Genomic DNA, 13220 nt, shown 5'->3' with positions numbered 1-13220 from the left:
ACTAGACGTAGAGAGTGTCATGCATTTATTGGACTCAATTCATCACCGCCAGAGATTGTTTTCTTTTTTTACAGTTTTCCTGCTGTCATTAATGCTTCATCGGATCATGGATATTTCTTTCTATCCTTTTGATTCAAGTTTGTATTGGTCGCTTAGTTCACCTTCAGTGATAGTGAATTTTCCTGAAGTAGCGCGTGGATATTTTTATCCACTTTTACTCGTGCCTGTCCACGCACTCGCTGATGTGGCAGGTGATAACGGAAGAATTGTTTTTCAGTTTGCCTCTTCTGCAGTTTATGCTTATTTGCTGACAGGCCCCATCGCTAACTTTTTCTTGAAGACTTTCGGGGGCACGTTGTCCTTCGCTCGACGGACGGTCTTCGCGTTACTCACAATCGCCGTGTTTCCAGGCTTATTCCTGTTTCCATTGTCTGACTTGCCTGCACTGCTCGTACTGATCATTGGTGTTGCGCTGGCGACCCGTGTGAATTCGCAATATTGGTGGTGCTGGCTATTCCTGTCCGGCGCTGCTGTCAGCGCGGCCTATAATATTCGGACAATTTATCTTTTTGCCGCGATGGCGCTTTTCGTCGTTGTCTTGTTCGTGTTTATGCAGGGTATTCCTTGGCGATTACGCGCTTTCGGGATGCTTGCCTTTTTACTAGGAGCTTTAATCGTTGCGACGCCACAGATGCTGATCAACAAGCGTATACATGGCACCGCCACGCCCTTGGTGATTGCCATGGTGAAGGGTAAACCGCTAATGGCACAGCAACTCTATTGGGGGATGGTGGTTCAGCGTTATGAGACCTACGCAGGCAAAGACAGTCCTGCGCCAAGTCTTTACTACCGTGATCCTGCAGGTATTGCGCTTCGGAATCTTGATGACTCGTCGTTCTCAGATCCTAGTATGCGTGGATACTTGTCGATGGTCCTGAAGCATCCAGTGCAGTTTCTGGGAATTTATGGTCGGCACTTTATCAATGGTCTGGATGTGCGTGATGGCATCGTTTATGCCGAAAAATCTTCCACCAATAAAAGTGTTGTGTCGTTCCTTTGCTTTTCTTTATTGTTTTTCTGTGTATCGATCTATTGGTGGCGCAAAGAAAAACGCTGGATTGAAGCGGCTTACCTGGCCCCCATTCTCTTGCCAGTATTTGCTATCTTGCCGGGAGCGGTAGAAACCCGATTCTTCATACCGATTTACTTGGTATTGTTCGGTGCCGTTGTAACTCGGTTCGAATGGAAAACGTTCGGAGCAACAATTCGCCAGCATTGGCTAGTTCTTTCAGTGGTCTTTATTTTTCTGTCTTCGATATCCCTTGGAATTACAAGCGCGGCGATGGCCTGCATTTCATATGAACTCCCATGATCTTGATATCTTGGTGTTGATGAGGGAGAAGCGATATTGCTTGTGAAGGCGATGGAAGTTGTTATATCGGCTTCACAAGCAATTCAGTGTTCGGCTAGAATTTGTATTGCCCCGTCGTCATGGACGTATCTGCAGGTCTTTAAGAATGACTTCGGTGAGAGCGGTTTTAGCGACGTAGACCGATGCAATTGAAGTCAGGTGTGTTGCATCGAATGTTACCAGTCCGTTCTTACGATCGTTTCCCAGATAGGTAATGCAACCGTCCTTATTGCAAAACAGATCGGTCATTGAGAAATATTCGAAGCCACCTTGACCGCTACCATATTTTGCTTTTAGAGACGCATCCACTTCGAATACTGAACTGTCTACATCGTCAATGATACGCCTTGGCGTGTATAGCCAATACTTTCTTGTAATGATTTGATAGAGACTCGCCTGATACTTTGGAACCGGTCCTGCGATGACGATGTGGGAAATCCCATAGCTTTTCAGTAGTGCTGTCATTGCTTTATAGTCATTCACGGTGTCATGCCCCGTAATTTGCGCAATAACAACAACCTCCGGTGCTTCTTTCTTTATAACGTCGAGTGCTGTTTGATTGGAAACCCGGCAGTACTCAGCCTCTGCTGAGAATTTATCAGGGAGATTGGGAAAGCAACCTGAACTGGCTATTTGGAGGATAGAAATGCTGTCCGGTAGCGTATGCTTAAGGCCATAGTTTAGCTGCTGAACATGTGAGTCGCCCCATAAGAGCACTTTTTTGTTCGATGTAGGTGTGTAACAACTCGGTGCTATGCTGCTTGTGGGGCTATTGGTTGCTTTTCCTTTAAAGAAACTTTTTGTGTCGTAAAAGTCGCAGTCCATGCGGAAGCGCGCAGCCGTCTCGTTATTTGTAAAGTAGTTCCAGTCAGGAGCTGTATTGGCGAATGACCGGGCGAATTCTTCACGGTCCTTTTGTCGGAACGGAAAACCATTGTTCACAATGGTTAATATGGCCACAGAAACAAAGGCAAATGCCGTCACCACAAGCCCGTTAAATACCACTTTTGGATTGGATTTCGCTCGGAACGGTTTCTCTACAAATCGGTAGGTCGCCCATGCAAGTGCTACGCTTGCCATTACAACTGCTATTCTTATTAGTGGGCTCGGAATCTCAGATTTGATGATTCGCGCGAATGTAAGCAGCGGCCAATGCCATAGATATAGCGGATAACTGATAAGGCCTATCCAAACGGCAAATCGGTGGGTGAAAATATACTTGTTGATCACCGCCTTAGGACCAGCGGTGATGATTAGCATTGATCCCAATACAGGGGCAATTGCCCAATACCCCGGAAACTGAAAGTTTTTATTTATGAATACTACGGATGCTATCAGCAGCGAAAGGCCGAGGACTGAGGCTATATGGGACATCATCAATGATAAAGGGGCGGACTTCCTGGTTAGGGTGACGTAGGCTATAATGCTGCCACATAGAAGCTCCCAGACACGGTATTGCGGTAAGAAAAACGCGGCAGTGGTATTGGTAGAAACTTGGACAATATTGGAATATAAAGACGCCAACAGCATAAGCGCGATGATTGTCAGAGCGTTTAGGTTCCAACGCCATATTAGTAGCGCGATAATTGGAAAGGCCAGATAAAACTGTTCCTCTACTCCGAGCGACCACAAGTGTGTAAGCGGTTTCAACTCAGAGCTGACTTCAAAATAGCCAGACTCTTGGAATAGAATAATGTTCTGTATGAAACCAAGCCCTGCAGCTATGTGTTTGTTTAACTGTTGGAACTCAGTAGCCAACAGCACTATCCAGCCAGACAAGAATGTTGCCGCCAATACCAGTAGCAACGCAGGGAATATCCGGCGTATACGGCGTCTGTAAAAGTCATAGAAACTGAATGTGCCGCTTTGCAGGTTCTTGAAGATAATACTCGAGATCAGATAACCGGAAATTACAAAAAAAACGTCGACTCCAACAAATCCCCCTGGAAGGAGAGTGGGGAAGGCATGGAATATGACCACGGCGAGGATCGCAAAAGCTCTTAAGCCATCGATATCGGGTCGATAGACAGGATGATAACTCTGGATGGTTGATCTGCTCACTGTGGAGCTTTTATCGACGAGCAACATTTTCGAAAGATAATCCCTAGGTGTCCATGCTTCATAGTGTTGTTGAAATAGCTGAAAAGACTCATTTTTTTGGGGTCGTGACAGGTACAGGCGCAACCGAACTCGATCAGGCAGGCATCTTAAGGGGATGAATAGCCTTCGACAATCGATTTTTAGGCTCAAGAATTCGCCATTTCGGCCGATGTGGCGTTGTTTGAGGCTTCTTTCAAATCGGAGTGTGCGAAACCTGACAGTGATAGCCAAGGCTTGTAGAATTCCCGCTGTCGCAATGGCTCCCCCAGTCTTCGGTCTTCAATTCCTTAATGCGCGGTCTAGATATGGCTAACAGAATCACCGACAGAGTAGTTTTTCTCGATGTAATGCGGATATTTGCGTTCATCAGTGTGCTAATTGCTCACAAATTATATGACTCAATCGCTTTTGCCTCCACTAATGAGGCATTGCATATAACTGTCCGGTATCTCGCCCAAGCAATCCTTCCGTTGTGTTATGGCGGTGGCGCAGGGGTGGTCGTGTTTTTTCTGACGTCTGGATATATCATTACCCATGTGCTGCAGTCGGAATCCACGCCTGAGTTTTTGCTAAAAAGATTTTTCAGGATCTATCCGCTTTTTATCGTAGCGGTATTGATGGAGGGGTTATTCGATCATTTTTTAAGAGGCGCAGTCTTCCCCCCTCTCTCAGTATGGGTCCCACGACTTCTTTTGATAGGCGATTTTTTTGGAACTCCGTTGGCCCTTGGTGGGGTCGAGTGGACTCTCAGGCTGGAGATTGCCTTTTATATAGTCATGGCCGTTATTAAGGCTTTAGGCCTATTCAAATTCCAAAAATATTTGCCTGTTGTATTTATCATTATTGCATCAGGAATTATTTTACTGCCGCCTTTTCCTAGCGCTACCAATCTCCCTTTGGCGTACCAGACAATTTATTCATCGTTTCTGCTCATGGGCGCCTGCGTGTATCTTTGGGAAACTGGAAGCGCGAGAAAAAATCTGTGCATCGCTACGTTTTTTATTCTGTTTGGTTGTTTTCTTTACATGCTTGCCAAGTATCAGCCAGGCTGGAAAGAGTTTAATTATGGATTCTATGCTGTTGCCATTTTTCTCATAGGGTGGGCCTTGCGGTACCGAATTGAAGACGGGCCGTTGATACGTTTGATATCTAACATGACATTCTCTGTCTACCTATTCCACAACTGGCTGTGGAGTTACATATCTTCCTTCGTGGATTATTGTGGATTGCTTTTCATCCCGGCAAAAGCTCAGATTTTGATTGTGTTATTTTTAGTGTGCTTTGGATTACATAAAAGTGTAGAGCGGTATGGTCTGCGTGCAGGCAAAATATGTTTGAATAAATATCGTGACATTTCTGCCCGCAAGTCTTTGTTTGATACACCAGAGCCGCAGAGCAAAAGTAGGTTGAGTTAACGGAGCTTTCAAAAGATAGCGCGTTCTATTACCGACTTGCAGTGGAACTTACGAATTTTAGGAGTGATGATGCCGATTTCATTTGACCGTTCAGGTGCAATACCCGCCCTGACTGGACTTAGATTTGCTGCAGCATTAATGGTGTTTTTTTCGCACTACAATATTCCAGGTCTTGAAGGATGGGCTTTACGAATTCAAGGGTCTGGTTATAGCGGCGTGACATTTTTCTTTGTGCTTTCAGGTTTTATTATTACCTATAACTACCTTGAAAAGTTTGAGTCGAATGCGTTAAGCAACACGTTCCAATACATTGTTTCCAGGTTTGCGAGAATTTATCCACTTTATGCTCTATGCATAATTTATCCTTGGATGAATTCGGGACTAGAAACTCCTCTGTTTCTATACCTTGCCGGGATCCAGGCCTGGAGTGGCGACGTTTACTTCGCGTTCGGAATTAATGGGCCTGCATGGAGCATTAGTGTGGAGATATTTCTCTACTTGATGTTCCCATTACTTATCCCTGTATTGAGCAAGTTAAATATTATTAACTCGCGGAACAGATTGCTGGCGTTTGCGATCTTTGCTTTTGCTGCTCAACTTTGTCTTGCTGCCTATTTCTCCATGCCGGGACGAGTGGAACTCACATCCATCAGTCCTGACTCTGCCCACAGATGGCTGTACCGCATGCCGGCTACCAGGATATTTGACTTCTGTTTAGGTATAGCTGCGGCCATTTATTACAAACGTCACTTTGTGCACTCCAATAAAGCGCAGCAGTTTTGGAGTGTGGCTGTTGGTACCTCATTGATGCTGGTACTGGTGCTTATGGGTTGGACTAAGAATTTTTTGTCGGCCTTTAGTTGGGATGCGTCTTATGCGGCGTTGTTCGCAATTGTCATCTTGGGCTTGGCTATAAATCAAACCTCCAGAATCTCTAAAGCCTTCTCCGGGCAAACAATGATATTGCTGGGAGAGTCTTCATTCGCGTTCTATCTTATACATGCCATTTTGCGCCCGTTATATACTGCACATGCTTCTGCGTCGTTGGTGTACCAAGTTATGCATTTGGCAGTCTTCCTGTTGATTGTCGTGTGCGTGTCTATTGGATTGCATTTGGCTATTGAGAAGCCCTTACAAAAGCAAATAAAGACTTTGTTTAGCAAGAAAAAGACGGTCGTAACAGTGATCTGATTACTGTGGTGATAATTTATATCGGTTGCGCGCGGTTGGCGCAATCAACTAATATTCCCAAGCTCAATCATTAAATTGCCGGTTTTATATGCCCAAGAAAATCATGGATAGAATAGTATTTTTGGATTGTATGCGTATATTTGCCTTTGTAGGTGTGCTTGTTGGACATAGGATGTTCCCCGATCTTTACTATGCGTAATCGACGAGTCACTTCACGTATCTTTAAGATATGTCCTCTCTGCACTTGTTCCGCTCGCTTGGAGTGGGGCTGCGGGTGTAATTGTGTTTTTTATAACCTCCGGGTATGTAATAACGCACGTGCTTCAATCGGAGAAGACGACAGAGTTCCTGATAAAGCGTTTTTTTAGAATTTATCCATTGTTCATATTTGCGCTGATTTGTGAGGCGGTTGTAAACGAAGTTGTTAATGGGATGCCCTTTCCGCCTGCATGGCAGTGGTTACCACATTTCCTGCTATTAGGAGATATTGTTGGAATTCCTACGTCTCTATCGGGAGTTGAGTGGACGTTGCGCATCGAGGTTGCATTCTATGTGCTGATGGTGATATTTAAGTCGTCCGGGTTGATGCGAAATCAACAATATCTTCCTACTGTGTTTGCCATCTTGGCTGCAGTTCTTTATTTTTCTCCACCCTTTCCAAACTCTCCAGGGTTAACGCTTGGGTATACTACTTTGTACGCGCCGTTCCTATTTTTACCGGCGTGCGTTTACCTCTTGGAGACAGGGAAGGCTAACAAGAACGTTTGTATCGCGGTAATGATATCTATCGTTTTTGCTTTTTGGATCATGACCACAAAAGTCCATCCGGTGTTCAGTAACAATAATCACTCAATGTATGCATTGATGATATTTTTTGGGGCTTGGCTTATTAGAGATAAGATGCAAGACGGTCCGTTAATTAGGATTGCCTCGAACCTGACGTATTCAGTTTATTTGTTTCATAACTGGGCTTGGCCTTACTTGTTGGATTTTTTGTCCAAGGCTGGGATGACAGTTATACCGTTGAAAATGCAGGTCACGATAGTTCTGTTGCTATTGTGCTATGTCTTACATAAAACGGTAGAAGACTACGGACTTCGCGCTGGCAGGACTGCTATTAAACGCTATCGTGCTTTCAAGGTTAGTGTAAGCAACAAGCAAAGTGAACCTACGGCTGTTTGATTCTATCGGCTGCTCGGACCGGTTTTTTATTCATGAGTGAGCATGTGGTGTGATCTTTCGCAGGCACGGTCTTCATTTTTCCACAGATTTAAGAACGCCAGCAACTCGGCTGGCGTAAGGGGGAGTTTGTGTATAGAGGGCACCCGTGCGATATGTCGGTGCCCTAGAGATTGATAGCAATTGGTAGCAACCAATACAGCAGGAGATTTGAATTAATTAGTAGGAGGCTATGTACAGAGCGATGCTTCCTGCGCATCACTGATTGGATGGACAGGAAGCAATAGTGTTTTAGTTGGTAGTGCTATTTTTTATCTCAATCCAGTCAAGTCTTCCCGCAAACCCAAAGTATTTATCATCAACATCCGAAATAAAAGTAATCGTATTCTTTCCGTCTCGAAGTAGGTTCGTGGTGAGCTGAGCTTGAAAGCTGTTGTCCACGTTCCACTCAAATGGAATATTGACGCCGTTTATCTCAATTTTCATGCTTGTTTTTATCGCAGGGTTAACGACTACGTCGAACATTCCGTGCAATTGATAACGGTCTGATGAAGGTGAAAACTTAAAGTCGAGGAATGCCTGCTTACTGGTTTTCCAGGCTGAGGCGTTATGCTGAAACTTGTTAACAGTCCATTCAGCTTCGCGCCAGCCAGAGCCTGCTATTGGCAACTCCATACTCCACCAGTCACCAAACCCCCAGAAGTAGTGCTCGGTGGATTCTTGGTCAGCGAAACCTATCCAGTGATTTTGATAGTCTGGCTTATCGATAAAACCACGGTAGATCGCGCCAGTACGACCTTGGTCACTGCGTAGCATTTCTGTACGGCCTGGATTGATCTCGGAAGCCCCATCTGGATTTACAATGATCGCGACGGTTTCGGATTTACCCAGCTTTTTGTCTTCCAGGCTTGGTGTGGGTTCAAACCCGGGGCCACTTATAGAAGTCGGGTAGTGAAAGATCCATTCATTGGTGGTCTCCTCGCAGGTCCCCTTTCGGCCAACGCTGTCAGTATGCTGCCACTCACTGCCATCTTCGCGGCAGACCTCCAGCGAGTTAAAAGGATGCCCATAGATGTAGTTGAGCGTGGCCTGCAGGTTTTCGTTTATAAACATCCAGGTGTTATTGAGTTGATTTGTCTTGTCGACGATCACCAGCGTTTTGTTATCGGTCTTACCGTCAAAGTGATCGACGATATTCTTTAGAATATTACGCTGCCTGTCCGATATTTTAACGTAATGGTGAAATTGATAGAGTTGGCTTGACAGTCCAATAAAAACAAAAAGGGCCACGCAAAGTGCTGCCAGATTTTTACTTGCTTTGCTGACGCCAATCAGTATGGCGAGTGTCACGAACACACCGCCGGGAGTTGCGAACAAGAAGGTGCGTTGGCTGATTGCTTGATGTGATGTCGACAGTAGAAACGGTGCGTACCCTAATAGTATTAAAATGATGCCAGCGATCAACAGTCGGAGGGAAACTATCGCCGAAATATTGAGCTCGATGGTTTTGGTTTTTTTGTGGTGAGACAGTAGAAGAAGCGCGGCAAATATAATAAGCGTCACGCTAATAGCATACCAATAAGAGCTGAACTCCACTGCTGTTATACGGGTTGCATCATACCAGCCCCCCAAGGTCGTTCTGAGCAAGCCAATCGAAAACAAATTCGGAAGAGAATGTAGGAGCGTGGTGATAACACTGGTACTGCCAGCGATACCCCCTTGATAACTGTTAACGAGCGGTGCGGTGTGAATGACATAGGCGATATAGGTGAAGGCACCCATAACCCAGATCAGGTGTTTCCATAGGTGCTGACGCACCTGGGAAGCAGATGACTTTAAATTCGACTTGGCGAGTATCGCTAAAAACGGCAGTACCGTCAGTAATAATGAAGCCTCATACATTGCACATGCGGCGAATAATAATACGGCTGCCAGGATGCTCAGGAAGTAGGACAGGGGCCTCGATTTTGCTTGCAGTGCAGCGATAAATATCGCGGTGCCAAGCAACAAGAAACTAAGCGCCCAGTTGATGTGAAGCGCTCTAAACGACAACTGCATTGTATCAGCCGGATATACAACGATCAGCAGGCCAGCGATAACGCCCCATTTTGCTGAACCGGTAATGTAGCTGGTTATGTAGCTCAGGCTCGACCCTTTTACGCACAATGAAAGCGCAAGGAGCACGTTCCAGTATTTAAAGGAGTAGGGGTCCAGATAATAAGCAATGGCTTGAGGAAGGATTGTCAGTGGCCGTAACGCATGGGCGGCTAAAGGGCTGGAGGTGTCAGCTACGAAGAACAGTCCGTGGGTTGTAAACGAACCTAACAAACCCCATTCTTCAATCAATCCGATCAGTGAAAACCCGTAGGGTAACCACAATGCCAAGACTAAAATAGCAACGGGTAAGATGTGCGCCATCCATATCTTTGCCCCTTGACACGAATGTGGCGGAGAAAGTTTTTGAGGTTTTAGTTGCTCTTTCAGGTTCGTCATTTGGCTCTACTGGTCCATTCCTGTCTTGGGCTGATCTGTAGCTTTAAGTATTGTTTTGCTCAGCAAGTAGGTCACCGGCAGAAGCAGGACAATGATCAAAAGCGGGGCTATTTCTTTAGGTATCCCTAATCTCTCTACCATCAGGCTCAGCAAAATAGCGCCTAGCACATATTGAAGTAAATAAACTAGAGGATAGGCCATCAGCCCTTTCCATGATTTTTTTACATTGAAAACAACATGTGCGTTAAACAGATACGAGAAAATAATTCCGCTTATGTAAGCAATCACATAAGATTTTTGATAACTCATATACATGTTCAACAACAAATAGATTCCATAGGTTAGAAGGGTGTTTAAACACCCTCCTGCCAGGAACGAAACCCATCGACGTATGTTTTCTTTTGAGACGGTAATGCCCACTAGTTTTTCGAACCTGTGATTTTCACAAACTCGGAGTAATCCCGAATGTAATCAGCCGCATCATAGTAGTCAGAAGTGAATACCAGCAGGACTGCATCTTCAGAGTATTTGTACTGAATGCCCCAGATCAAAGGGGGCAAATAAATACCTTTGTTTGGCGCGTCCAGCATCACTTCGGCACGATTGTGGCCGTCATCTACTACAACAGCGCAACTACCCTTAACACAGATAAGGAACTGATGGCATTTGTGATGAGCATGTTCGCCGCGGGTTTTTTGGCTGGGTACGTTAAACACCAGAAAATAGCGCTTCGGAACAAATGGTATTTCTTTTTCGAATTCCCCGACTGACAAATCGCCCCGCATGTCCGCAACGAATTTGAAGTTGTGTGAGGTGACGTCGCCCACTCCAACCCTTGTAATCCCTTCTTGCGACTCTGCACTTCCAACGAGCTTCGGTTTTTCGCTGTTGTCGCTTGCAGCTGAATTCTCTACGTATCCGGTAATCCGCGCCGGCGACCCGGTCACGATCGCATACGGAGGTACGGATTTGGTGACCACCGCACCGGCTCCGACCATTGCCCCCATACCGATGGTAACGCCAGGGAGGATGACGGCACCGCCACCAATCGAAGCTTTGTCGTGAATAACGGTCGGCAGGAAGGTTTCCGGGTAAACCTTCGAGCGAGGAAACTTGTCATTGGTAAAGGTGACATTTGGACCTATGAACACATCATCGCCAACTCTCAGGCCATCCCAAACATATACACCCGACTTGATCGTCGTTCGGTCGCCGATCACGACATCATTTTCAATCAGGCAGTGAGAGCAGATGTTGACATCCGAACCGATCACCGCTTCAGGAAAAATGACAACGTACTGCCAAACACGGGTGTTTTGGCCAATGTTGGTACTTTTGACATCTGCGCTAGGGTGGATTGTCGGATTAGACATGGCTGATTTGCTCTCGGTTGTTCAACTGTATGCTTACGACTGCCAACGGCCGCTGTTTGGTGTTCTCATAGGCGCGCCAGGCATAAGTGCCTACAAGTCCCAGGCCCAGTAGGTTCAAGGTGCCCAGCAGGAGGACCACGACCATGGTGGCGGCATACCCTGGTACTGCGATGGTGCCATGAATTCTTGCAATGATGACCAGCAGGCCTATTGCTGCAGATATCAATGAGCCTATCGCGCCCATTTTTATCAATAGACGTATAGGGTAGTCGGTGAAAGCGAAGACGCTGTCCATCATGTATTCCAGCTTCTTCTTGAACGTCCAGGCTGATTTACCCTCCTGGCGAGTCTGGCGATCGTAATCGACGAATTTCCTTCGGAAGCCGAGCCAGAAGATTAACGCGATCAGTGACGAACGAGATTCTTCTAGCTTCAGTAGCTGTTCTTTGAATGTGTTATTGCAGCCAAAAATGTCGACGCCACCTTTAGGCATGTCATGGACGACCAGCTTTCTGTAAAGCCCCCAGAACATTGACGAGGCCACTCGGCTAAAAAAAGGATCCTTACGGGCGTTGCGCGTACCAATGGCAACATCACACTCATCGTTTGAAAGTGATTGAAAGAAGCTTATCAACAGTTCCGGCGGCTCCTGCAGGTCGGCCGCCATGACGCCGAAGTATTCTCCGGTTGCTGCCATCAGGCCCGTTCGAATCGCCGGGAATGAACCGAAGTTCCTTGAATGGGCAAGTAGTTGCGCTGCAAAAGGCAGGTTTGGCAGCTCTTTTTGAATCAACTCAAACGATGCATCCGGGCTGCCGTCGACGACAAAAACCGCTTCTACCTCGTTGTTCAAACTCTTGTTGATTTCGTCGATGGCCTGGATCAAACGCGGAATGGATTCCGCGTTTTTATACACAGGAATGATGATCGAGTACGTCATGCAGTCCATCCATTGACTGCTTTGATCACTGCGCTGACTTCATGCTCTTCCATTTCTGGATAGCATGGTAGTGTCAGAATCTCTTTTGCCAATCGCTCGGTGTTGGCCAAGTGGCAATCAACGTTGACGTTCTTGAATACGGGTTGTTTGTAGTCAGGAATCGGGTAGTGAACCTCGGAAGCGATTTGCAGACCACGTAGATGTTGCTGCAATGCGTCACGTTTCTGGCTCTTGATGACATAGAGGTGAGCGACCCAAGCACCGCTATTCCCCTGCGGATGAACGATATCGGGTTGATTTATTTCGTTGCGATAACGTTCGGCAATCTCGTTGCGTCGCGAGTTGCCCTGATCAAGGTGGGGCAGGAACTCGGAGAGAATGGCGGCTTGTATTTCGTCCAGACGGCTGTTTCTGGCTCCGTCCAATTCCACGCAATATTTGGAGGACCAGCCGTATTGACGCAATTGTGAGACTCGTTGCGCAATTTCAGCAGAGTTGGTGACTACTGCACCGCCGTCGCCAAGCGCACCGAGGTTTTTTGTTGGGTAGAAGCTGAAGCTCGAGGCGTCGCCGAATGTTCCTACACGTTTGCCTTGCACGCTGGCTCCGTGAGCTTGTGCGCAATCTTCCAGGAGCGGAATACCTTTGTCCGCACAGAAAACAGCGATCTCCTGGATTTCCGGGATGGCCAAGCCGTAAAGGTGCGTTACGACGACAGCTTTGGCTCCGGCTTCAACGGCGCGCTTTACTTCCGCGAACGTTACGACCTGAGTATCGAGGTCGACATCCATGAAGGCCGGTACGGCGCCGATGGACAGAACAGAAGTGGTCGTATACATGCCGGCATTGGCAACCGTGGCAACAACGTCACCTTTTTCAACACCCAGGGCCTTGAGGGCCAATTCGATTGCATCGGTACCATTGGCTACAGTTATGCAGTGGCTGGCGCCCAGATACTCGGCAAACGATGCTTCAAAACGTTTGACCTCTGGCCCCAGGACTACCCACCCGCTGGAAACCACGCGCTGAATGGATGCATCGATCTGATCCCGGTATTTCGCAATTTTTGCGCTGAGATTATTGATTTGCTGCATCGATATGCTCCCTTCGAGGCGTAG

10 protein-coding genes are annotated in these 13220 nt (G+C 46.6%); 4 read left to right on the top strand and 6 right to left on the bottom strand.

Annotation, left to right across the window (positions count from 1 at the left end; translation table 11 throughout):
* The first annotated feature begins 19 nt into the window (after nt 1-19).
* Nucleotides 20-1372, top strand: coding sequence for a hypothetical protein (locus ACYZTY_RS19630; protein ID WP_461955099.1), 1353 nt, complete (start codon nt 20-22; stop codon nt 1370-1372).
* A 117-nt stretch (nt 1373-1489) separates the two neighbouring features.
* Here ACYZTY_RS19630 and ACYZTY_RS19625 read toward each other — a convergent pair whose 3' ends face one another.
* Nucleotides 1490-3499 (bottom strand): acyltransferase family protein, encoded by a 2010-nt coding sequence (locus tag ACYZTY_RS19625; RefSeq protein ID WP_461955098.1) that lies wholly within the window; start codon nt 3497-3499, stop codon nt 1490-1492.
* A 317-nt stretch (nt 3500-3816) separates the two neighbouring features.
* Between ACYZTY_RS19625 and ACYZTY_RS19620 the strand changes: the two genes are divergently transcribed.
* The 3 genes from ACYZTY_RS19620 to ACYZTY_RS19610 all read left to right on the top strand — a co-directional run bounded on the left by ACYZTY_RS19620 (nt 3817) and on the right by ACYZTY_RS19610 (nt 7299).
* The gene (locus ACYZTY_RS19620) at nt 3817-4926 is read left to right on the top strand and encodes an acyltransferase family protein (protein WP_461955097.1); all 1110 of its coding nucleotides are present in this window, start codon (nt 3817-3819) and stop codon (nt 4924-4926) included.
* A gap of 69 nt (nt 4927-4995) precedes the next feature.
* Entirely contained in the window at nt 4996-6117 is a 1122-nt protein-coding gene (locus ACYZTY_RS19615) for an acyltransferase family protein (RefSeq protein ID WP_461955096.1), read from the top strand.
* A gap of 282 nt (nt 6118-6399) precedes the next feature.
* Nucleotides 6400-7299, top strand: a complete 900-nt coding sequence (locus ACYZTY_RS19610) for an acyltransferase family protein (RefSeq protein ID WP_461955095.1) — start codon at nt 6400-6402, stop codon at nt 7297-7299.
* A 288-nt stretch (nt 7300-7587) separates the two neighbouring features.
* On the opposite strand, the gene ACYZTY_RS19605 is transcribed toward ACYZTY_RS19610, so the two are convergent.
* The 5 genes from ACYZTY_RS19605 to ACYZTY_RS19585 form a co-directional block, all read right to left on the bottom strand.
* Entirely contained in the window at nt 7588-9789 is a 2202-nt protein-coding gene (locus tag ACYZTY_RS19605) for a glucosyltransferase domain-containing protein (RefSeq protein ID WP_461955094.1), read from the bottom strand.
* 6 nt (nt 9790-9795) lie between these two features.
* The gene (locus ACYZTY_RS19600; RefSeq protein ID WP_461959362.1) at nt 9796-10104 is read right to left on the bottom strand and encodes a GtrA family protein; all 309 of its coding nucleotides are present in this window, start codon (nt 10102-10104) and stop codon (nt 9796-9798) included.
* A gap of 104 nt (nt 10105-10208) precedes the next feature.
* On the bottom strand, nt 10209-11162 hold the full coding sequence (locus ACYZTY_RS19595; RefSeq protein ID WP_461955093.1) for a WxcM-like domain-containing protein: 954 nt from the start codon (nt 11160-11162) through the stop codon (nt 10209-10211).
* Complete coding sequence (locus ACYZTY_RS19590) at nt 11155-12102, bottom strand: glycosyltransferase family 2 protein (RefSeq protein ID WP_461955092.1); 948 nt, start codon at nt 12100-12102, stop codon at nt 11155-11157. The genes ACYZTY_RS19595 and ACYZTY_RS19590 overlap by 8 nt, the downstream gene beginning before the upstream one ends.
* On the bottom strand, nt 12099-13196 hold the full coding sequence (locus ACYZTY_RS19585; protein WP_461955091.1) for a DegT/DnrJ/EryC1/StrS family aminotransferase: 1098 nt from the start codon (nt 13194-13196) through the stop codon (nt 12099-12101). Before ACYZTY_RS19585 ends, ACYZTY_RS19590 begins: the two co-directional genes overlap by 4 nt.
* Nucleotides 13197-13220 lie beyond the last annotated feature (24 nt).

Source organism: Pseudomonas sp. LB1P83 (assembly GCF_054897885.1).
Note: the sequence above shows the minus strand (reverse complement) of the source record. Positions and strands in the feature narration are given on the sequence as shown.

Coding starts and splice junctions, on each gene's coding strand:
- ACYZTY_RS19630 (WP_461955099.1), top strand. CDS start 20: ATGCATTTATTGGACTCAATTCATCACCGCCAGAGATTGTTTTCTTTT.
- ACYZTY_RS19625 (WP_461955098.1), bottom strand. CDS start 3,499: ATGTTGCTCGTCGATAAAAGCTCCACAGTGAGCAGATCAACCATCCAG.
- ACYZTY_RS19620 (WP_461955097.1), top strand. CDS start 3,817: ATGGCTAACAGAATCACCGACAGAGTAGTTTTTCTCGATGTAATGCGG.
- ACYZTY_RS19615 (WP_461955096.1), top strand. CDS start 4,996: ATGCCGATTTCATTTGACCGTTCAGGTGCAATACCCGCCCTGACTGGA.
- ACYZTY_RS19605 (WP_461955094.1), bottom strand. CDS start 9,789: ATGACGAACCTGAAAGAGCAACTAAAACCTCAAAAACTTTCTCCGCCA.
- ACYZTY_RS19600 (WP_461959362.1), bottom strand. CDS start 10,104: ATGTATATGAGTTATCAAAAATCTTATGTGATTGCTTACATAAGCGGA.
- ACYZTY_RS19595 (WP_461955093.1), bottom strand. CDS start 11,162: ATGTCTAATCCGACAATCCACCCTAGCGCAGATGTCAAAAGTACCAAC.
- ACYZTY_RS19590 (WP_461955092.1), bottom strand. CDS start 12,102: ATGACGTACTCGATCATCATTCCTGTGTATAAAAACGCGGAATCCATT.
- ACYZTY_RS19585 (WP_461955091.1), bottom strand. CDS start 13,196: ATGCAGCAAATCAATAATCTCAGCGCAAAAATTGCGAAATACCGGGAT.